Origin of the sequence: Variovorax sp. OV084 (assembly GCF_900111625.1) — a bacterium.
GTDB lineage: Bacteria > Pseudomonadota > Gammaproteobacteria > Burkholderiales > Burkholderiaceae_C > Variovorax.
This window is the reverse complement of record NZ_FOII01000003.1, coordinates 234497-253424: the sequence shown is the minus strand read 5'-3', so window position 1 is coordinate 253424 and position 18928 is coordinate 234497. Positions and strand designations below refer to the sequence as shown.

20 protein-coding genes are annotated in these 18928 nt (G+C 67.6%); 9 read left to right on the top strand and 11 right to left on the bottom strand.

Annotated features, from left to right (window positions below; all coding sequences use genetic code 11):
• Positions 1-3: 3 nt before the first annotated feature.
• Entirely contained in the window at positions 4-1059 is a 1056-nt protein-coding gene (locus BMW87_RS11270) for a sugar phosphate isomerase/epimerase family protein (RefSeq protein WP_093076319.1), read from the bottom strand.
• 140 nt (positions 1060-1199) lie between these two features.
• Here BMW87_RS11270 and BMW87_RS11265 point away from each other — a divergent pair, with 140 nt between their 5' ends.
• Positions 1200-2081, top strand: a complete 882-nt coding sequence (locus BMW87_RS11265) for a gamma-glutamyl-gamma-aminobutyrate hydrolase family protein (protein WP_093055178.1) — start codon at positions 1200-1202, stop codon at positions 2079-2081.
• Positions 2082-2095: 14 nt separating this feature from the next.
• On the opposite strand, the gene BMW87_RS11260 is transcribed toward BMW87_RS11265, so the two are convergent.
• Positions 2096-2284: a hypothetical protein gene (locus tag BMW87_RS11260; protein ID WP_093076642.1), complete on the bottom strand. Its 189-nt coding sequence runs from the start codon at positions 2282-2284 to the stop codon at positions 2096-2098.
• Between the two features lie 45 nt (positions 2285-2329).
• Positions 2330-3271: a LysR family transcriptional regulator gene (locus BMW87_RS11255; protein ID WP_093055500.1), complete on the bottom strand. Its 942-nt coding sequence runs from the start codon at positions 3269-3271 to the stop codon at positions 2330-2332.
• Positions 3272-3399: 128 nt separating this feature from the next.
• On the opposite strand from BMW87_RS11255, the gene BMW87_RS11250 reads away from it, so the two are divergent.
• The gene (locus BMW87_RS11250) at positions 3400-4257 is read left to right on the top strand and encodes an oxidoreductase (protein ID WP_093076318.1); all 858 of its coding nucleotides are present in this window, start codon (positions 3400-3402) and stop codon (positions 4255-4257) included.
• Positions 4258-4272: 15 nt separating this feature from the next.
• On the opposite strand, the gene BMW87_RS11245 is transcribed toward BMW87_RS11250, so the two are convergent.
• Entirely contained in the window at positions 4273-5145 is an 873-nt protein-coding gene (locus tag BMW87_RS11245; protein WP_093076317.1) for an N-formylglutamate amidohydrolase, read from the bottom strand.
• A 13-nt stretch (positions 5146-5158) separates the two neighbouring features.
• Positions 5159-6121 carry a tripartite tricarboxylate transporter substrate binding protein BugE gene (locus BMW87_RS11240; protein ID WP_093076315.1) on the bottom strand — a complete coding sequence of 321 codons (963 nt, stop codon included), beginning with the start codon at positions 6119-6121 and terminating at the stop codon, positions 5159-5161.
• 124 nt (positions 6122-6245) lie between these two features.
• Here BMW87_RS11240 and BMW87_RS11235 point away from each other — a divergent pair, with 124 nt between their 5' ends.
• The gene (locus tag BMW87_RS11235) at positions 6246-7166 is read left to right on the top strand and encodes a LysR substrate-binding domain-containing protein (RefSeq protein ID WP_093076314.1); all 921 of its coding nucleotides are present in this window, start codon (positions 6246-6248) and stop codon (positions 7164-7166) included.
• A 40-nt stretch (positions 7167-7206) separates the two neighbouring features.
• Here BMW87_RS11235 and BMW87_RS11230 read toward each other — a convergent pair whose 3' ends face one another.
• The gene (locus BMW87_RS11230) at positions 7207-8193 is read right to left on the bottom strand and encodes a Bug family tripartite tricarboxylate transporter substrate binding protein (RefSeq protein WP_093076312.1); all 987 of its coding nucleotides are present in this window, start codon (positions 8191-8193) and stop codon (positions 7207-7209) included.
• 3 nt (positions 8194-8196) lie between these two features.
• Positions 8197-11160 (bottom strand): DNA topoisomerase III, encoded by a 2964-nt coding sequence (locus BMW87_RS11225; protein WP_093076311.1) that lies wholly within the window; start codon positions 11158-11160, stop codon positions 8197-8199.
• A gap of 85 nt (positions 11161-11245) precedes the next feature.
• On the opposite strand from BMW87_RS11225, the gene BMW87_RS11220 reads away from it, so the two are divergent.
• Genes BMW87_RS11220 through BMW87_RS11210 form a run of 3 tightly spaced genes read left to right on the top strand, consistent with a single transcriptional unit; the run spans position 11246 to position 12905 of the window.
• Positions 11246-11884, top strand: a complete 639-nt coding sequence (locus BMW87_RS11220; RefSeq protein WP_093055192.1) for an SET domain-containing protein — start codon at positions 11246-11248, stop codon at positions 11882-11884.
• A 2-nt stretch (positions 11885-11886) separates the two neighbouring features.
• On the top strand, positions 11887-12702 hold the full coding sequence (locus BMW87_RS11215; RefSeq protein WP_093076309.1) for a biotin--[acetyl-CoA-carboxylase] ligase: 816 nt from the start codon (positions 11887-11889) through the stop codon (positions 12700-12702).
• A gap of 5 nt (positions 12703-12707) precedes the next feature.
• A complete protein-coding gene (locus tag BMW87_RS11210) occupies positions 12708-12905 on the top strand; it encodes a sporulation protein (RefSeq protein ID WP_093055196.1) in 198 nt (65 codons plus the stop codon).
• A 13-nt stretch (positions 12906-12918) separates the two neighbouring features.
• Here the strand turns inward: BMW87_RS11210 and BMW87_RS11205 are convergent, their stop codons facing one another.
• The 3 genes from BMW87_RS11205 to BMW87_RS11195 form a co-directional block, all read right to left on the bottom strand.
• On the bottom strand, positions 12919-14361 hold the full coding sequence (locus tag BMW87_RS11205) for a sensor histidine kinase (protein WP_093076307.1): 1443 nt from the start codon (positions 14359-14361) through the stop codon (positions 12919-12921).
• A gap of 55 nt (positions 14362-14416) precedes the next feature.
• Positions 14417-15088, bottom strand: coding sequence for a response regulator transcription factor (locus BMW87_RS11200; RefSeq protein ID WP_093055200.1), 672 nt, complete (start codon positions 15086-15088; stop codon positions 14417-14419).
• Between the two features lie 63 nt (positions 15089-15151).
• Complete coding sequence (locus BMW87_RS11195) at positions 15152-15637, bottom strand: MarR family winged helix-turn-helix transcriptional regulator (RefSeq protein WP_093055202.1); 486 nt, start codon at positions 15635-15637, stop codon at positions 15152-15154.
• A gap of 146 nt (positions 15638-15783) precedes the next feature.
• Here BMW87_RS11195 and recA point away from each other — a divergent pair, with 146 nt between their 5' ends.
• The 3 genes from recA to BMW87_RS11180 are packed head-to-tail and all read left to right on the top strand — an operon-like array spanning position 15784 to position 17803.
• On the top strand, positions 15784-16890 hold the full coding sequence (gene recA / locus BMW87_RS11190) for a recombinase RecA (RefSeq protein WP_093055204.1): 1107 nt from the start codon (positions 15784-15786) through the stop codon (positions 16888-16890).
• Between the two features lie 42 nt (positions 16891-16932).
• On the top strand, positions 16933-17391 hold the full coding sequence (recX, locus tag BMW87_RS11185) for a recombination regulator RecX (RefSeq protein ID WP_093055206.1): 459 nt from the start codon (positions 16933-16935) through the stop codon (positions 17389-17391).
• Positions 17375-17803 (top strand): polyketide cyclase, encoded by a 429-nt coding sequence (locus BMW87_RS11180; RefSeq protein WP_093076305.1) that lies wholly within the window; start codon positions 17375-17377, stop codon positions 17801-17803. The genes recX and BMW87_RS11180 overlap by 17 nt, the downstream gene beginning before the upstream one ends.
• A 13-nt stretch (positions 17804-17816) precedes the next feature.
• Here BMW87_RS11180 and BMW87_RS11175 read toward each other — a convergent pair whose 3' ends face one another.
• Positions 17817-18926, bottom strand: coding sequence for a mandelate racemase/muconate lactonizing enzyme family protein (locus tag BMW87_RS11175; RefSeq protein ID WP_093076303.1), 1110 nt, complete (start codon positions 18924-18926; stop codon positions 17817-17819).
• Positions 18927-18928: the final 2 nt, after the last annotated feature.

Sequence of the window (18928 nt, the reverse complement as noted above, 5' to 3'; positions counted from 1 at the left end):
CGGTCAGCCGATCCCGAGCATCCGCTTGTTGGCCGCCACGTCGACCCCGCCCGCGGCGAAGTCGTCGAAGGCCCGGTCGGCCACGCGGATGATGTGGTCGGCGATGAACTTCGCGCCTTCGCGCGCGCCGTCTTCGGGGTGCTTGATGCAGCACTCCCACTCCAGCACCGCCCAGCCCGGGAAGTCGTACTGCGCCATCTTCGAGAAGATGGCCTTGAAGTTCACCTGCCCGTCGCCCAGTGAACGGAAGCGCCCTGCCCGGTTGATCCAGCTCTGGAAGCCGCCGTACACGCCCTGCTTGCCGGTCGGGTTGAACTCGGCGTCCTTCACGTGGAAGATCTTGATGCGCTCGTGGTAGTGGTCGATGTAGGCCAGGTAGTCGAGCTGCTGCAGCATGAAGTGGCTCGGGTCGTACAGCAGGCAGGCGCGCGGGTGGTTGTTCACGCGCTCCAAAAACATCTCGTAGCTCACGCCGTCGTGCAGGTCTTCGCCGGGGTGGATCTCGTAGCCCACGTCCACGCCCACGGCGTCAAAGGCGTCGAGGATCGGCCGCCAGCGGCGCGCAAGTTCGTCGAAGGCTTCCTCGACGAGGCCCGGCGGACGCGGCGGCCACGAATAGAGGTACGGCCAGGCCAGCGCGCCCGAGAAGGTCGCGTGCGCCGTGAGCCCGAGGTTGGCCGAGGCCTTTGCCGCAAAGTGCAGTTGCTCGACGGCCCACTGCTGGCGCCGCACCGGATCGCCGCGCACCTCGGGCGCCGCGAAACCGTCGAAGCCCGCGTCGTAGGCCGGGTGCACCGCCACCAGCTGGCCCTGCAGGTGCGTCGAGAGTTCGGTGATCTCCAGGCCGTGCTTTGCCAGCGTGCCCTTCACCTCGTCGCAATAAGTTTTGCTTTCGGCGGCGCGCTGAAGGTCGAACAGGCGGGCATCCCAGCTCGGGATCTGCACGCCCTTGTAGCCCAGCCCGGCGGCCCAGCCGGCGATGCCGTCGAGCGTGTTGAACGGCGCGGTGTCTCCCGCGAACTGGGCCAGAAAGATGGCGGGGCCCTTGATCGTTTTCATCGGCTTGTCTTCCTTATTCGTTGGGGCAGCGTTGAAAGCATACTTGGCGTGTCGTCCGACCCCGTGCGAGAGGCCAACGAGCCAAAATGGACTTTCCTTTTCGCATCAATCGCCCGGTTCCCACCGACGACAGTCCCGCGATGACACAACCTGTTTCCGCTCGGCTCAAGATCGGCCTGTCCGCCTGCTTCTCGCACGCCGACCCGGCCCGCTCGCTCTTCACCAACAAGACGCTGCAGTACGTCGAGCAATCGATCGCGCACTGGCTCATGTCCGCCGGCGCCATGGTCGTGATGGTGCCCTGCCCCACCGGCGAAACCGCGCGCGGCGACACCAAGCTGTCGCACTACGCCGAATGGCTCGACGGCGTGGTCATGCACGGCGGCGCCGACGTCTGGCCCGGCAGCTACGGCGAGGTGCCGCTGAAGGACGCGTGGATCGGCGACCAGATCCGCGATCTCTACGACCTCGCGCTGGTCGAAGCCTTCGAGCAGGCCGGCAAGCCCATCTTCGGCGTGTGCCGCGGGCTGCAGCTCATCAACGTCGCCTTTGGCGGCACGCTCTACCAGGACATCGAGGCCCAGCACGAGGGCGGCCTGCGCCACCGCGACCCGGTGACCTACGACCAGAACTTCCACGAGATCGAACTGGTTCAAGGTACGCGGCTGTCGAAGCTCTACCCGCAGGTGGAGAAGGCGCGCGTCAACAGCATCCACCACCAGGGCATCAAGGGCCTTGCGCCCGGTTTCGAGATCGAGGCCTGGAGCCTGCCCGACCGCGTGCCCGAGGCCATCCGCCGCCGCCCCGACAAGGGCCGCAGCTACATCGCCGCGACCCAGTGGCACCCCGAATTCCACAAGTACGGCAGCACCGAGACGGTCGACGACACGCCGATCCTGCATGACTTCCTGTGGGCCTGCGCCACCGCGAAGGTCGCGCCGAAGGTGCCGCCGCGCTCCAGCTCCGGCAAGATCCGCGACCGCGCTGCGCGCGTGCTGCGCCAGGCGCTGCTGCGACGCTAGGCGGCGCGCACTGATCAGCGCGACGACTTGTTCGTCGTGCCGCTGACGCTGGCGTCGATGGTGCCGAACACCGTGACGCCGCTGCCGCCGGTCGCGCCCGATGTATTGGCGCCGTTGCTGGCCGGGGCCGAACCCGTGCCTGCGCAGCCCGACACCAGCACGCCCATTGCGATCGCGAATACAGCAGCAATGATTGGCTTCACTGGAAACTCCAAGAGATGGTTTGGTTGACGGTTGTTGCCGGCTCACTATAGGCCGCCGGCCCGCTCGCCCTGTAACAACACACCCGGCGCCGACAAGGTTGTTTCGCGCAGCCAGTCGATCAGCGCGCGCAGCTTGGGCGGCACGCGCCTGCGGTCGGGGTAGTACAGCGTCAGGTCGGGCAGCGGCGTGGTCCAGTCGGCCAGCAGCTGCACCAGCCGGCCGTCGGCGACGTGGCGCTCGGTGTAGCTGCTGATCAGGTTGGCGATGCCGATGCCGTCGACCGCCGCGTCGAGCATCACGGCCACGTCGTTCATCACGAGGCGGCCGCTCACCGCGAGCGTCATGGCCTCCCCGTCTTTCTCGAACTCCCACCGCTCCAGCAGGCCCGAGCTCTCGAAGCGAAAGCCGATGCAGTCGTGCGCCAGCAGTTCGCGCGGGTGCACCGGCGTGCCGCGTTCGGCCAGGTAGCGCGGCGCGGCGACGATGCTGTTGGCCAGCGGCCCTCCGACCTTCACCGCCACCATGTCGCGCTCGACCATGCCGCCGAAGCGGATGCCGGCGTCGAAGCCCCGACCCACGATGTCGACCAGCGCGCTGTCGATCGACACCTCCACGTCGATCTGCGGATAGGCGCGCAGGAAGCCCCCGAGCGCCGGCTGCAGCACGAACAGGTAGGCCGCGCGAGGCACCGTGAGCCGCAGCAGGCCCGCGGGCCGCTCGGCGCTGTCGCTCAGCTCGTCGGAGGCCGAGGCCAGCTCCTGCACCGCCGGGCGGATGCGTTCCAGAAAGCGGGCGCCGGCTTCGGTGAGATTCACGCTGCGCGTGGTGCGGTTGAACAGCGGCACGCCCACGCGCTTTTCGAGCAGCCGCACCGCCTGGCTCACGGCCGAGGGCGAGACGCCCAGCCGCACCGCCGCGGCCGAGAAGCCGCGTGTTTCGGCCACGGCCACGAAGGTGACGAGTCCGTCTAGCTGGTCCTGGCGCATGGATGGAATCCGGTTGATCTTGAAGAAAACCTTCAAGGTGCTTCGTCGATTGGACGGATTATCAAAGCGATGCGGCGCGCGCACAGTCAGGCCATCGGTTCTTCCATCCACCCTTCTAGGACATCGCCATGACGGTTTCTTCTTCTCCCAGGACCTGGTTCATCACCGGCGTCAGCAGCGGCTTCGGTCGCGCGTTGGCGCAGGAGGCGCTGGCCGCCGGCCACCGCGTGGTCGGCACGCTGCGCAACGAGGCCGCGCGCGCCGAATTCGACGCGCTGCAGCCCGGCCGCTCCTTCGGCCGCCTGCTCGACGTGACGCACGACGCCGAAGTGGCCCGCGTGGTGGCCGAGGTCGAAGCCTCGGTCGGCCCGATCGACGTGCTGGTCAACAACGCCGGCTACGGCCACGAAGGCACGGTCGAGGAATCGTCGCTCGACGAGCTGCGCCAGCAGTTCGAGGTGAACGTGTTCGGCGCCGTGGCCGTCGCCAAGGCGGTGCTGCCCTTCATGCGGGCGCGCCGGCGCGGCCACATCCTCAACATCACGTCGATGGGCGGCATCGTGACCTTTCCGGGGCTGGGCTACTACCACGGCAGCAAGTTCGCGCTCGAGGGCATCTCGGAGACGCTGGGCAAGGAGGTGGCGAGCTTCGGCATCCACGTGACTGCCGTGGAGCCCGGCGGCTTCCGCACCGACTGGGCGGGCCGCTCGATGGTGCGCGCACCGCAGACCATTGCCGACTACGCGCCGGTGATGGGCCCGGTGCGCGAGCGGCGGCTGGCGCGCAGCGGCAAGCAGGACGGCGATCCGGTGAAGGCGGCGCGCGCCATGATCCAGATCACCGAGGCCGCGAACCCGCCGGCCCACCTGCTGCTTGGCCCCGATGCGGTGAAAGTGGTGCGCGAGAAGCTCGGCGCGTTGCAGGAGGAGATCAAGGCGTGGGAGGCGCTGTCGGTGTCGACCGACTTCACGCCCGCCGGCGCCTGATCGAGCTGCAAAGGATCAGCGCGGGTCCGTGGCCAGCAGCATTTCGACCATCGAGCGCAGATGGCCCTGCAGCCGCGCCGCGCCGGCCTCGTCGAGCGCCAGCGTGGCCTCGTCCATGTACAGCTTGCGGTTGATCTCGACCTGGATGCTGTGCCGGTGTTCGGCAGGCTTGCCGTGCCGGCGCACCAGTTCCACGCCCTTGTACGGGTGGTTGTAGTCCACGCTGTAGCCGAAGGCGCGCAGGTGCTCGCAGATCTTCTGCGACAGCGCCGGATCGGCCGTGCTGCCGTCGCGGTCGCCGATCACGAAGTCGGCATGCGCCAGGCCCGGAAAGTCCGTCGCGTGGCTGGCCGCGATGGCCGGCATCGAGTGGCAGTTGATGTGGATGCTGTAGCCGTGACGCGCATGCGCCTCGGCTACAGCCTGCGCCACCGCCGCGTGGTACGGCCGCCAGCAGGTGTCGATGCGCTGGCGCACCTCGTCCACCGGGAGCTGGCGGTCGTAGATAGGCAGGCCTTCGTCGGTGAGCTTCCAGATCAGGCCCTTGCCCAGGCGCACCTTCGACAGCACGCGCGGGTCGGTGGAAACCGGATCGGTCCAGGAGCCGTCGAGCATCGTGGTGTCGATCTCGGTCGTGTCGCGGTTGGCGTCGAGATAGCTGCGCGGAAAGTGCGCCTCGATCCAGGCCGCGCCCATGGCGGGCGCGAAGGCGTAGAGCTTCTCGACGTGCGTGTCCTCGGCGCGGCGCAGGGTGGCCAGGTCGCGCACCGTGCGGAAGTCTTCTGGGTAGACGGTGCCGCTGTGCGGGGAGTCGAGCACCAGCGGGGTATGCCCGGCGACGCTCGTCACCTGGGCGCGGGTTTGGATCAGTTTCAGAACAGGATGCATAGGCAGGTGTCGGTCAGTCCAATCGGATGCGGGCGAATTCGGCCACCTTCTTCATCTTCTCGATCTCACCCGCGATCTGCTTCGTGAACTCGGCAGGCGTGGTGCCCGAGGCATACAGCCCCTGCAACGCAAGGCGCTCGCGCACCGCGTGGTCCTTCAGCGCAGTGGCCACGGCCTGCTGCATGCGCAGCGCGATCTCGGCCGGCGTGCCGGCGGGTGCGACCATGCCGAACCACGAAGGATCGTTGTTGACCGGATAGCCCAGCTCGCCATACGTCGGCACCTCGGGCAGCACGTCGAGCCGGCCGCTCCAGGACACGGCCAGCGCCTTCAGCTTGCCCGACTTCACGTGCGGCAGCGACGAGGCCACCTGGTCGAAGTACACCGGCACCTGGCCCGCGAGCACATCGTTGATGGCCGGGCCCGCACCGCGGTAGGGGATGTGCACCATCGAGGTTCCGGTGCTGCTCTTGAACAGCTCGCCCCACATGTGGCCGATGGTGCCGTTGCCCGGCGTTGCGTACGACACCTTGCCGGGGTTGGCCTTCAGGTACTTCACCAGCTCCGCGAAGCTGCCGACCGGCAGCACGGACGGGTTGATGACGATCACGCCCGGCGCCTTCACCAGCTCGGTCACGGCGACGAAACCCCTGATCGGGTCGTAGGGCAGCTTCTGGTACACGGCCGGGTTCACGCCGTGGGTGGACAGCGTGGCCACGCCGAAGGTCAGGCCGTCGGGCGTGGCGCGTGCCAGCTCGGCCATGCCGATGGAGCCGCCCGCGCCGGCGCGGTTGTCGATCACCACGGGCTGCTGGAGGATCTTGCCGAGGGGCTCGCCGAGCACGCGCGCCGTGATGTCGGTGGCGCCGCCGGGCGGGAACGGCACGACGAGGCGAATCGGCTTGCCCTGGGCGAAGGATATTCCTGGCACGACGGAAGCAGCGGCCAGGGTGGAAATGAAGTGACGACGTAGCATGGGTTTCTTCCAATGAAACAGAGAGTGATGGAGCGATTCGCTGCATTACCTGAAGCAAAGGATAGACCAGCTAACATTCCGGTCTGGAATGTTTTAATGGGCATCCCGCCATGTCACTCCGCCCATGTCACTGCGCCGTCTCAACCCGCCCCTGAACCTGCTGCGCGCCTTCTCGACCGTCGTTCGCTTCGGCGGCGTCTCGCGCGCGGCCGAGGCGCTGCACCTCACGCAGGGCGCGGTCAGCAAGCAGGTGCAGGAGCTCGAACGCTGGATCGGCGCGCCGCTGTTCGAGCGCAGCCGCAAGCGCCTGGCGCTCACGCCGGCCGGCGAGCGCTACGAGAAGGCGGTGCGCGCCACGCTCGCGCAACTGGAGGCGGCCACGCTGGAGCTCATCACCAGCGGCGACGGCGGCGGCGCGCTGCACCTGTCCGCCCTGCCCACCTTCGGCGCCAAGTGGCTGATTCCGCGGCTGCCCGACTTTCAGCGCGCGCATCCGCAGATCACGCTGCATTTCGTGCCCTTCGTGCATGGCTATGACTTCGAGCGGCCCGAGCTCGACTGCGCCATTCTTTTCGGCGACGGCCACTGGCCCGGCGCCCGCTCGCACTACCTCGCCGGGCAGGACGTGGCGCTGATCGCCCCGCGCGCCGCGCAGGCCGAGGTGGCCATCCGCACGGCGCAGGACGTGGCGCGCTGCACGCTGCTTCGCCACGTGAGCGTGCCGCAGTCGTGGCTGCAGTGGAGCGAGGCGCATGGCGTGCGGGGGCTCGACCCGCTGGCGGGGCCGCAGTTCGACCAGTTCCAGACCATGATCCGCGCAGTGATGGTCGGCATGGGCGTGGCGCTGGTGCCGCGCTGCCTGGTGCAGGACGAAATCGCTTCCGGGCTTGTGGACGAGCCCTTGCCCGGCGGTGGCTACCGCGGCAACGAGGGTTACTGGTTCTGCTACCCGGAAGGGCGCGGCCAGTTGGCCACGCTCGATCATTTCCGCAGCTGGCTGCTCGCGGAGGTGGATCGCGGCAAAGAGGCGCAGGCGCCTGCTTGATGCCTGCTTAATGCCTGCTTAATGCCTGCTTAATGCCTGCTTATTCGGGCTTCGCGCCCGAGGCCTTCACCGCCGCGCCCCACACCCCGATCTCGCTCGCCACGAAGCGGTCGAACTCGGCCGGCGTCGTGGGTGCGGGCTCGGAGCCGCGCTCGCGGATGAAGCGCGCCATCTGCTCGCTCTTCAGGATGTCCGTCACTTCACGATTGAGCCGCTCGACGATGTCGGCCGGCGTGCCGCGTGGCGCCATCAGGCCGAGCCAGCCCACGGCCTCGAAGTTCTTGGTGCCTGCCACGCCGCTTTCGCGCACGGTGGGCACATCGGGCAGCTGCGACGAGCGCGTGGCCGAGGTGACGGCCAGCGCCACCGCCCTGCCCGACTTGATGTGCGGCAGCGCGGCCGTCACCGAGTCGACCATCAGCGGAATCTGGTTGCCCAGGAAGTCCGACTGCGCCGGCCCGCTGCCCCGGTACGGAATGTGCGTGATGAACACATGCGCCGCAGACTTGTACATCTCGCCCGACAGATGCTGCGTGCCGCCGATGCCGGCGCTCGCGTAGCTCAGCCGGCCGGGCTCTGCCTTGGCGCGCGCCGTGAGTTCGGCCAGCGTGCGGATGCCGCTCTCTGGCGTTGCAAGAAACACCAGCGGCACCTTGGCGATCAGCGAGATGCCCGTCAGGTCCTTGCGCGGGTCGAAGCCCGGCTTGGCATAGAGCGTCTGGTTCACAGCCATCGCGCTGCCGGCCACCACCAGCGTGTAGCCGTCCGGCTGCGAGCGCACCACGAACTCGGTGCCGATGTTGCTGCCGGCACCGGCCTTGTTGTCGATGATCACCGGCTGGCCCAGCCGCTTGCCGAGCTGCTCGGCAAGCGCGCGGGCGAAGATGTCGGTGGCCTGCCCCGGCGGAAAGGGCACGACCAGCTTGACCGGCTTGTCAGGCCACGCGGCGGCGTGGGCCAGGCCCGCGCTGCCCAGCAGCGCGACGGCCATCGCAACAACGCTTGCGCTGAAGTGTCTGCGCCGCATGGCTCAGGGCGCCGAGAGGTGCTTGCCCACGATGCCCGCGAGTTCGAACATCGTCACCTGGTCCTTGCCGAACACCGGCTTGAGCTTGGCGTCGGCATTGATCGCGCGCTTGTTGGCCGCGTCCTGCAGGCCGTTGGCCTTGATGTAGTCCCACAGCTTCTTGATGACCTCGGTGCGCGCCACCGGTTCGGCGCCGATCACCGCGGCCAGCGAATCGCTGGGCTTCAGGCCCGCGCCGGGCTTGCGCGGTGCCGCGGCCTTCTTCGCTGCCGGTGCCTTCTTGGCGGCGGGCGTCTTCTTCGCAGCAACCTTCTTGCCCGCAGCCGTCTTGCCCGCGGGCGCGGCCTTGCCGAAGGTCTTGCGCGGCGGGAACTTGCTGCCGCCTTCGCGCGGCGCGAACTCGAAGGTCACCTTGCCCTCTTCGGCGTTCCACGTCAGGAAGGCCTTGAAGGCGCGGCGCGTGCGCATGCTCACGAACTTGTCGAGCAGGTCGGTCTTGCCGGTGGCGAGCAGCTTTTCCATCTGCGCGCGTTCCACCGGCTGCTGCAGGATGATCTTGCCGGTCTTGAAGGTGCAGCTCGGCGTGGGCTGTGCATTGGTCGGCACCGACTTCTCGCAGACGTAGTTGCTGCCATGCTCGAACACCGGTGCGCCGCACACCGGGCACGGGCCCACGGTGTCCTGCTCGCTGAAGTCGACGATCTCGCCGCTGTCCTCGTTCTTGTCGTCGCCGAAGTCGAACTCCAGCTTCCAGTTCTTTGCTTCCTCGTCGAACTTGATGACGATCTCGGAGGTGAAGGGCCAGCCGGCCTTGGAGCGGAAGCCTTCCAGCGGGCCGATGTGCTTGTCGCGCAGCAGCGCCTCGGCCTCGGCCACCTCGAAGGTGCGCCCGGCCGGAGACTTGCCGAACGAGAAGCCGCAGGCGTCCTCGCCGGTGCCGCTCTTGCCGGTGCAGGCGTAGCGGCGGTAGTTTTCGCGCACGATGCCGCCGCAGTTGGGGCACGGTGTCTGCAGGGTCGCGTAGTCGCCCGGCACGGTGTCGCGGTCGTATTCCTTGGCCTTCTTGACGATGTGCTCGGTCATCGCCGCAATCTCGCGCATGAAGGCGTCGCGGCTGAGCGCGCCCTTCTCCATCTGCGCGAGCTTGTATTCCCACTCGCCGGTCAGCTCGGCCTTGGAGAGTTCTTCCACGCCCAGGCCGCGCAGCAGCGTCATGAGCTGGAAGGCCTTGGCCGTCGGGATCAGCTCGCGGCCTTCGCGCAGCATGTACTTCTCGGTGATCAGGCCTTCGATGGTGGCCGCGCGCGTGGCTGGCGTGCCGAGGCCCTTCTCCTGCATGGCCTCGCGCAGCTCGTCGTCGTCGATGGTCTTGCCCGCGCCTTCCATGGCGCCGAGCAGCGTCGCTTCCGAGTAGCGTGCCGGCGGGCGCGTCTTCAGGCCCTTGGTGTCGACCGACTCGGCCTTCACGATCTCGCCCGGCTTCACCGGCACGAGGCGCTTGCCGTCCTTGTCGTCTTCCTTCTCGTCGTCCTGGGCTTCCTTGCCGTAGATGGCGAGCCAGCCCGGCTTCACCAGCACCTTGCCGTCGGTGCGGAAGGGATACTTCTTGCCGCCCTGCTCGACCGTGCTGATGCGCGTGGTCACCTGGTGCTCGGCGCTCGGGAAGAACACCGACATGAAGCGGCGCACCACGAAGTCATAGAGCTTCTGCTCGGCATCGCTCAGGCCGCTCGGTGCCTGCAGCGTCGGGATGATGGCGAAGTGATCCGACACCTTGGCGTTGTCGAAGATGCGCTTGTTGGGCTTGACGTAGTTGCCATCGACCGCCTGCTGCGCGAACGGCGCCAGGTGCTTCATGCCGCTCGTGGCGAGCATGCCCATGGTCTGCTTGACCACCGGCAGATAGTCTTCCGGCAGCGCGCGCGAATCGGTACGCGGGTAGGTCAGTGCCTTGTGGCGTTCGTAGAGGCTCTGTGCCAGCGCCAGCGTGGTCTTGGCGCTGAAGCCGAAGCGGCCGTTGGCCTCGCGCTGCAGCGAGGTCAGGTCGAACAGCGCGGGCGAGGCCTGCGTGGTGGGCTTGCTCTCTTCCGTCACCGTGGCGGGCTTGCCGCGCGAGGCGTCGGCGATGGCGCGGGCTTCCTGCTCGTTCCACACGCGGTCGGCGCGCTGTTCGGAGTCGGGCTCGCCGTTGGCCAGGAGCGGCGCGTTGGCCTTCTTCCAGTCGGGGTTGAACCACTTGCCCGGGTACTCGCCGGCCTCGGCCGCGAAGCTGCCGTGAATTTCCCAGTAGTCGCGCGAGACGAACTTGCGGATCTGCTCCTCGCGCTCCACAACGACGGAGAGAGTCGGCGTCTGCACGCGGCCCACGGTCGTGAGGAAGAAGCCGCCGTCGCGCGAATTGAACGCGGTCATGGCGCGCGTGCCGTTGATGCCCACCAGCCAGTCGGCCTCGGAGCGCGAGCGCGCAGCGTCGGCCAGGCCCTGCATCTGCTTTTCGGTGCGCAGCGCGTCGAAGCCGTCGCGAATGGCCTGCGGCGTCATCGACTGCAGCCACAGGCGCTTGACCGGCTTGTGAAGGCCCGCCTTGCCGCCGGCGTATTGCTCGATCAGGCGGAAGATCAGCTCGCCCTCGCGCCCCGCGTCGCAGGCATTGATGAGCTGCGTCACGTCCTTGCGCTTGGCCTGCTTGACCACGGCGTTCAGGCGCGTCTTCGTCTTGTCGACCGGCTTGAGGTCGAAGTGAGGCGGGATCACCGGCAGGTTGGCAAAGCTCCATTTGCCTCGCTTGACGTCGAACTCCTCGGGCGCCTGGATTTCGACCAGGTGACCGACAGCGCTGGTCACGACATAGGTGTCGTTCTCGAAATGCTCGTCATGTTTGTCGAATTTCCCTGCAACCGGCGTGAGGGCACGGACGATGTCCTGTGCCACCGACGGCTTTTCTGCGATTACCAAAGTCTTTGTCATCTAAGGGCTCTCTATACTCTGCGGCTTCCCGCGTGCGCACGCGCACACGCGCATGTGTGCATATTCAAACTAACAGACTTCGGCGATGCCTTCCAAATCCCCACTTTCCGCCGGTCGCCGAATCCAGACGCGGCGCTCGAATGTCCATGGCAACGGCGTGTTCGCCGTGCAGGACCTGGCCGAGGGCGAAACGCTGATCGAATACAAGGGCGAAGTCATCAACTGGAAGGAGGCGCTGCGCCGCCATCCGCATGACCCGGCCCAGCCGAATCACACCTTCTACTTTCACATCGACGACGGGCGTGTGATCGACGGCAACGTCAAGGGCAACGCCGCCCGCTGGATCAACCACTCGTGCGAGCCGAACTGCGAAGCCGACGAGGTCGATGGGCGCGTTTATATCAAGGCGCTGCGCAACATCTCCGCCGGCGAAGAGCTCAACTACGACTACGGCCTGATCATCGATGAGCCGTACACGCCGAAGCTTCTGTCCGAATTTCCTTGCTGGTGCGGCTCGGAGCAGTGCCGCGGCACGCTGCTGACGCCCAAGGACGATGAGGACGAAAAGAAGAAAAAGAAGAAAAAGAAGAAGGCTGAAAAGAAAAAGGCCGAGAAGAAAGAAGCCAGGAAGGCGGAAAAGAAGGCCGACAAAAAAGCCGAGAAGAAATCCGAAAAGAAGGCGGAGAAAAAATCCGCCAAGAAGGAAAAGTCCGCCGAGGACTGACCATGAGCAGCAGCACCTCGGCCGCCTGGTTCGAAGACCGGATCGCCGCGTCGGTCGCTCCGCTGCTGCCCGGCTTCGCGGTCGAGGCCGTGGCCGAAATCGATTCCACCAACACCGAGCTGATGCGGCGCGCGCGCGCCGGCCGCATCGAGCCCGTGCTGCTCGTGGCCGAGCGCCAGACCGCGGGGCGCGGCCGTCTCGGGCGGCCCTGGCAGAGCGCGCCACAACAGGAAGAGTCGGCCTCGCTGACCTTCTCGCTCGGCCTGCCTCTGGCGCCTGCCGACTGGTCGGGCCTGTCGCTCGCCGTTGGTGTCAGCGTGGCCGAAAGCCTCGATCCCTCGGGCGCACACAAGGTCGGCCTCAAGTGGCCCAACGACGTGTGGGTGAACGACTGCAAGCTGGTCGGCATCCTCATCGAAACCGCGCTGCCGTCCGCCGGCCGCGCCGATGCGCCGCGCTATCTCGTGATCGGCATCGGGATCAACATCGGCGCGCGTGAAGGCGACGGCATGCGTACGCCACCGGCTTGGCTGCGCCAGTGGCACCCTGAGGCCACTGCGCCCGAAGTGCTGCGCGAACTGGCCGAGCCGCTGGTGCGCAGCGTGCTCGAATTCGAGGCCAGGGGCTTTGCGTCCTTCGCCGAGCGCTTTGCCGCACGCGACGTGCTGCGGGGCCGCGAAGTGGTGCTCAGCGACGGCACCGCCGGCCTGTGCGAAGGCGTGGCCTGGGGCGGCGAGCTGCAGGTGCGCACCGACGCCGGCCTGCAGCTGATTTCCAGCGACGAAGTGAGCGTGCGCCCTCGCGGCATGACCCTCTGACACGTATGAAGCTGCGCCTGCTCCTCATCGTCCTGTTGCTGGCCAACGCCGGCTATTTCTTGTGGGCGCGCGGCGATCTTGCCGGCTTCGGCCTGGCTCCGGCCGCGCTCAACGAGCGAGAGCCGCAGCGCATGTCGCGCCAGATCCACCCCGAGTGGCTGCAGATCCGCAAGGAAGCGAAGCCGGGCGCGCCTGCGCCCTGACTCCCCTGATCAATCAAGGTGCCGCTTCACCCTCGAAGCGCACTGTGAACAGCGCTCCCGGCGGCAGCTTGCCTGGATGCGCATCTTCCAGCTTCACCTGCGCGCGGTGCTGGTTCGCAATCTCCAGCACGATCGGCAGCCCCAGCCCCGAACCGTCGGCCTCGTTGCCGAGCACGCGGTAGAAGGGCTCGAACACCAGCTCGCGGTCGACCTCGGCGATGCCGGGGCCGTTGTCCTCCACCTGCAGCAGCAGCACGTGGCCGAAGGGGTCGGCCAGCACGCGCACGGTGATCAGGCCGGGGCGCTCCGGCGTCGAGGGCGTGTAGTTGATCGCGTTGTCGACCAGGTTGCGCACCAGCTCTTTCAGCAGCGTCGCGTTGCCGTCGAACATCACGCCCGGTGCGCCGGCTTCCGCGCCGTCGTAGCCGAGGTCGATGCGCTTCTCGATCGCGCGCGGCACCGCCTCGCGCACCACCTCGATGGTGAGCTTCGCCAGATCGCAGGGCTGGTGGTGCGCATTGGCGCTGTTGCCTTCGGCGCGCGCCAGCGACAGCAGCTGGTTCACCGTGTGCGTGGCGCGCTTGCTCGCGCGGCCGATCTGCTTGAGCGATTGCTTGAGCTCGTCGGCATTGGCGCCTTCGCGCTGCGCCAGGTCGGCCTGCATGCGCAGGCCCGCGAGCGGCGTCTTCAGCTGGTGCGCCGCGTCGGCCAGAAAGCGCTTCTGCGTGCCTATCGAATCGTTGAGCTTGTCGAGCAGTTCATTCACCGACGACACCAGCGGCACCACTTCCAGCGGCACCGACGATTCGTCGAGCGGGCTCAGGTCGCCCGGGCGCCGCTCGCGGATACGCGCCTCCACCACCGACAGCGGCTTGATGCCGCGCACCAGCGCCAGCCAGATCAGCAGCACTGCCAGCGGCAGGATGGCGAACTGCGGCAGCAGCACGCCCTTGATGATCTCGGCCGCGAGCACCGACTGCTTCTCGCGCGTCTCGGCCAGCTGCAGCAGCGTGGGCGGCACGTCGTCGGTGCCGCTGGCGATCCACATCGAGGCCACGCGCACTTCCTTGCCATGCAGGGCGCTGTTGTGCAGGAACACCTGGCCGGCCGGCAGCGGCTCGTCGAGGCCGGGCATCGGAATGTCGCGCTCGCCGCTCAGCAGCGTGTCGTGGCCGTCGAGCAGCTGGTAGTACACATGGCCGGCGTCGTCGGCCCGCAAGATCTCGCGCGCCGATTGCGACAGCACGAACTGCGTATGCCCTTCCTTCACCGTCACCAGCTCGGCCAGAGCCTTCACGTTGTGTTCGAGCGCGCGGTCGAAGGGCGCGTTGGCAATGCCCTGCGCCACCAGCCATGTGACGCCGATGCTCACCGGCACCAGCAGCAGCAGCGGCGTGAGCATCCAGTCGAGGATCTCGCCGAAAAGCGAGCGCTGCGCGCGCTGAAAGAGCTTCATCGCGCCGAGTCCTCCGGCGTGCCGCCGCTCGCGCGTGGCGGCTGCCGCGTCGTCGTCACTGGATCTTTTCGAGGCAGTAGCCCAGCCCGCGCACCGTCGCGATGCGCACCGGCCCCTTCTCGATCTTCTTGCGCAAGCGGTGGATGTAGACCTCGATGGCGTTGAGGCTCACCTCCTCGCCCCATTCGCACAGGCGGTCGACCAGCTGGTCCTTGCTCACCAGCCGGCCGGCGCGTTGCAGCAGCACTTCGAGCAGCCCTAGTTCGCGCGCCGACAGCTCGATCATCTTGCCGTCGATGGTGGCGACGCGGCCGGCCTGGTCGTACACCAGCGGGCCGTGGCGGATCGCGTTGCTGGTGGTGCCCATGCCGCGCCGCGTGAGAGCGCGCACGCGCGCTTCGAGCTCCTGCAGGCTGAAGGGCTTGGCCATGTAGTCGTCGGCGCCGTGGTCCAGGCCCTTGACGCGTTCCTCGACGCTGTCGGCCGCGGTGAGCACCAGCACCGGCAGCTGCGAGCCGCGCGCGCGCAGGCGCTTGAGGATCTCGATGCCGTGCAGGCTGGGCAGCCCAAGGTCGAGGATCAGCAGGTCGAACTCGTCGTGTGTCATGAGCGCGGTGTCGGCCTGCGAGCCGTTCGCCACGTGGTCGACCGCCGCGCCCGAGGTGCGCAGGCTGCGCAGCAGGGCATCGGCCAGCACCTGGTCGTCTTCGGCAATCAGAATCCGCATGCGTCACCTCCGGCCTGTTCGAGCGCCAAACCGGCGCCGTTCACATTTGTCTCTGGGGCGAGTCTAGCCCGCTGTGTAGGCTTCCAGTCCGATGGTTACCACGGTGGCGATCTCGTCGCCGACGCTGCTTCGGAACTCGCTCTCGGCCTGCGTCACCGCGCTGCGGAAGGCGTCGAGCCAGGCCAGCCCGTCGGCGGTGAAGAGCACGCGCCGCGCCCGCGCATCGAGCGGATCGGGCCCGCGCGTGACCAGCCCCCAGGCTTCGCACTGGTCGACCAGCGCCCCCATTGCCTGCTTGGTCATGCCCGCGCGCTCGGCCAGTTCCGTGAGGCGCGAGCCCTCGCGCGCCAGGTGCCGCGTGATGTGGATGTGCGCCGCGCTCACCTGCGCGCGCGCCGCGAGGTTCGACAGCGCCAGCGGCACGTCGACGTCGTGCGCCATCAACTCCAGCACGCGCTCGTCGAAGCGACGCATGGCGTGGCCGAGCAGGCGGCCCAGGTGGGTCTGGCGCCAGGCATCGGGGTCGGTCGGGAAAGCGGCTTCTGCCATGGCGGCAAATGGTAAAGCAAACTGACCAAAAAATGGGTTTACGCCAACCCATCAGCCCCTACACTACTGTTCAAGCATCCAGCCTGTAGTTAAAAGCAGATCGGATGAAACCCAACACAAACCGTTGATTTTCAAGGAGTTTCCACATGGACGCAGTCGTCAAGGGCGCAAGCATCTCGGTCGCCAACAGTGAAAAAGCCAAGGCGCTGCAAGCCGCGCTGGCCCAGATCGAAAAGCAGTTCGGCAAGGGCACGATCATGCGGCTCGGCGAAGGCGAGGCGCTCGAAGACATCCAGGTGGTTTCCACCGGCTCGCTGGGCCTGGACATCGCGCTGGGCGTCGGCGGCCTGCCGCGCGGCCGCGTGATCGAAATCTACGGCCCGGAATCGTCGGGCAAGACCACGCTCACGCTGCAAGTCATTGCCGCCATGCAGAAGCAGGCCGGCACCTGCGCCTTCGTCGACGCCGAGCACGCCCTCGACGTGCAATACGCCCAGAAGCTCGGCGTGAACCTGTCCGACCTGCTGATCAGCCAGCCCGACACCGGCGAGCAGGCCCTTGAAATCGTCGACTCGCTGGTGCGCTCCGGCGCCGTCGACCTGATCGTCATCGACTCGGTCGCCGCGCTCACGCCCAAGGCTGAAATCGAAGGCGAAATGGGCGACTCGCTGCCCGGCCTGCAGGCCCGCCTGATGAGCCAGGCGCTGCGCAAGCTCACGGCCACGATCAAGAAGACCAACTGCATGGTCATCTTCATCAACCAGATCCGCATGAAGATCGGCGTGATGTTCGGCTCGCCCGAAACCACTACCGGCGGCAACGCGCTGAAGTTCTACGCCTCGGTGCGCCTGGACATCCGCCGCATCGGCACCATCAAGAAGGGCGACGAGGCCATCGGCAACGAAACCAAGGTGAAGGTGGTGAAGAACAAGGTCTCGCCCCCGTTCAAGACGGCGGAGTTCGACATCCTGTTCGGCGAAGGCATCAGCCGCGAAGGCGAGATCATCGACATGGGCGTGACCGCCAAGATCGTCGACAAGTCGGGCGCCTGGTACGCCTACAACGGCGAGAAGATCGGCCAGGGCCGCGACAACGCCCGCGAGTTCCTGCGCGAGAACCCCGAGCTGTCGCGCGAGATCGAGAACAAGGTGCGCGAGTCGCTGGGCATCCCGCTGCTGGCCGCCGATGCCGGCGCTACGCCCGAGAAGCCGCAGAAGGCTGCCAAGGCCGAGAAGGCCGACAAGGGCGAATAAGCCAGAGCGCGGCTCCCCGGGGGCCGCGCGAGCGACCCCCGAATGGCATTCAACGCCCCGTCCCTCAAAGGCCGCGCACTGCGCCTGCTGAGCCAGCGCGAACATTCGCGCGCGGAGCTGGAGCGCAAGCTGGCAAAGCATGAAGAAGAGCCCGGCACGCTGGCAAAGGCGCTCGACGAGCTGGCAGCGAAAGACTTCATCAGCGAGCCGCGCGTGGTGGCCTCTGTACTCAACCAGCGCGCTGCCCGCTCGGGCGCGCTGCGGGTAAAGCAGGAGCTGCAGGCCAAGGGCATCGCGCCCGAGGCCATCGCCGAAGCGATAGCTGGGCTGCAGGAAACAGAAGTCGAACGCGCCACGGCCCTGTGGCGCCACCGCTTCGACGCGCCGCCCGCTGACGCGAAGGAGCGGGCCAAGCAGATGCGATTCCTGATGGCGCGCGGTTTTTCGGGCGCCGTCGTGTCCAAGGTACTCAGGAGCGATTTCGATGAAACCGACGAATGAAGACCACGCCGCGCAGTCCCGCGTCATCACTCAGCGCGTGCAGTGCGAATGGCGCCGCGCCTATGTGCTGGCGGCAGATCCGAAGCGCTTGCCCGACTGGGCCAGCGGCCTCGCCAAGAGCGCGCTGGTGCCGCATGGCGACCACTGGATCGTGCGCACACCCGAGAGCGGCGAGGCCCGCATGCGCTTCGCGCCGCGCAACGATCTCGGCGTGCTCGACCACTGGGTCGCGCCCGAAGGCGTGCCCGAGGTCTACCTGCCGTTTCGCGTGATCGGCGTTGCGCCGGACGCCTGCGAGCTGCAGTTCACGCTGCTGCGCCAGCCGCACATGGACGATTCGGCCTTCGAGCGCGATGCGCAGTGGATCGCCCGCGACCTGCAGGCGCTGCGCAACCTGCTCGAAGCAGACTGACTGACTGACCGACTCAGCCGCGCACCACGATCGGCGCGAACTTGCGCCGCGCCTTCAGCTGGTCGGCATTCCACTCGATGCCCAGCCCCGGCGTCTCCGGCGCCACCGCATGGCCGCCTTCGATGCGCAGCCGGCTCGTCGTGAGGTCGTCGAGCTGCGGGATGTATTCCACCCAGCGCGCATTCGGCACCGCCGCGCACAGGCTCACGTGCAGCTCCATCAGGAAGTGCGGGCACATCGCGATGTTGTGCGCCTCCGCGAGGTGCGCAATCTTCAGCCACGGCGTGATGCCGCCCACGCGCGCCACGTCGGCCTGCACGATGGAGCAGGCGCCCTGCTGGATGTATTCCGCGAACTGCGAGGGGTGGTACATCGATTCGCCCACCGCGATCGGCACGCTGGTGCTCGCCAGCAGCTGCGCGTGCCCGCGCACGTGCTCGGCCGGCATCGGCTCCTCGAACCATGCCAGGTCGAGCGGCGCGTACTGGCGCGCGCGGCGAATGGCCTCTGCCGCGGTGAAGCTCTGGTTGGCATCGACCATCAGCTCGAAGTCCGCCCCCACGGCCTCGCGCACAGCCGAAAGGCGCGCGATGTCCTGCGCCACATGCGGCTTGCCGACCTTGATCTTCGCGCCGAGAAAGCCGTCGGCCTTCGCAGCGAGTGTCTGCTCGACGAGTTGTGCGGGCTCGATGTGCAGCCAGCCGCCCTCGGTCGTGTAGACCGGCACGCGCGCCTGCGCACCACCGGCCAGCCGCCACAGCGGCAGGCCCGCCGCGCGCGCGTTGCGGTCCCACAGCGCGGTGTCGATGGCCGCCAGCGCCAGGCTGGTGATGGCGCCCACGGCGGTCGCGTGCGTGTGGAAGAACAGGTCGCGCCAGATGGCTTCGTACTGCTGCGGGTCGCGCCCGATCAGGCGCGGCACCAGGTGGTCGTTCAGCAGCGCCACGATGGACGAGCCGCCCGTGCCGATGGTGTACGTGTAGCCCGTGCCCGCCGAGCCGTCGTCGCAGCGCACGGTGACCATCACGGTCTCCTGCGTCACGAAGGACTGGATGGCGTCGGTGCGCTTGACCTTGGGCGCGATGTCGATCTGCGCGATTTCTACCTGGTCGATCTTCGCCATCG

Coding starts and splice junctions, on each gene's coding strand:
- BMW87_RS11250 (WP_093076318.1), top strand. CDS start 3,400: ATGACGGTTTCTTCTTCTCCCAGGACCTGGTTCATCACCGGCGTCAGC.
- BMW87_RS11230 (WP_093076312.1), bottom strand. CDS start 8,193: ATGCGGCGCAGACACTTCAGCGCAAGCGTTGTTGCGATGGCCGTCGCG.
- BMW87_RS11200 (WP_093055200.1), bottom strand. CDS start 15,088: ATGCGGATTCTGATTGCCGAAGACGACCAGGTGCTGGCCGATGCCCTG.
- recX (WP_093055206.1), top strand. CDS start 16,933: ATGGCATTCAACGCCCCGTCCCTCAAAGGCCGCGCACTGCGCCTGCTG.
- BMW87_RS11225 (WP_093076311.1), bottom strand. CDS start 11,160: ATGACAAAGACTTTGGTAATCGCAGAAAAGCCGTCGGTGGCACAGGAC.
- BMW87_RS11210 (WP_093055196.1), top strand. CDS start 12,708: ATGAAGCTGCGCCTGCTCCTCATCGTCCTGTTGCTGGCCAACGCCGGC.
- BMW87_RS11205 (WP_093076307.1), bottom strand. CDS start 14,361: ATGAAGCTCTTTCAGCGCGCGCAGCGCTCGCTTTTCGGCGAGATCCTC.
- BMW87_RS11265 (WP_093055178.1), top strand. CDS start 1,200: ATGACACAACCTGTTTCCGCTCGGCTCAAGATCGGCCTGTCCGCCTGC.
- recA (WP_093055204.1), top strand. CDS start 15,784: ATGGACGCAGTCGTCAAGGGCGCAAGCATCTCGGTCGCCAACAGTGAA.
- BMW87_RS11220 (WP_093055192.1), top strand. CDS start 11,246: ATGCCTTCCAAATCCCCACTTTCCGCCGGTCGCCGAATCCAGACGCGG.
- BMW87_RS11215 (WP_093076309.1), top strand. CDS start 11,887: ATGAGCAGCAGCACCTCGGCCGCCTGGTTCGAAGACCGGATCGCCGCG.
- BMW87_RS11180 (WP_093076305.1), top strand. CDS start 17,375: ATGAAACCGACGAATGAAGACCACGCCGCGCAGTCCCGCGTCATCACT.
- BMW87_RS11195 (WP_093055202.1), bottom strand. CDS start 15,637: ATGGCAGAAGCCGCTTTCCCGACCGACCCCGATGCCTGGCGCCAGACC.
- BMW87_RS11255 (WP_093055500.1), bottom strand. CDS start 3,271: ATGCGCCAGGACCAGCTAGACGGACTCGTCACCTTCGTGGCCGTGGCC.
- BMW87_RS11235 (WP_093076314.1), top strand. CDS start 6,246: ATGTCACTGCGCCGTCTCAACCCGCCCCTGAACCTGCTGCGCGCCTTC.
- BMW87_RS11245 (WP_093076317.1), bottom strand. CDS start 5,145: ATGCATCCTGTTCTGAAACTGATCCAAACCCGCGCCCAGGTGACGAGC.
- BMW87_RS11270 (WP_093076319.1), bottom strand. CDS start 1,059: ATGAAAACGATCAAGGGCCCCGCCATCTTTCTGGCCCAGTTCGCGGGA.
- BMW87_RS11240 (WP_093076315.1), bottom strand. CDS start 6,121: ATGCTACGTCGTCACTTCATTTCCACCCTGGCCGCTGCTTCCGTCGTG.
- BMW87_RS11175 (WP_093076303.1), bottom strand. CDS start 18,926: ATGGCGAAGATCGACCAGGTAGAAATCGCGCAGATCGACATCGCGCCC.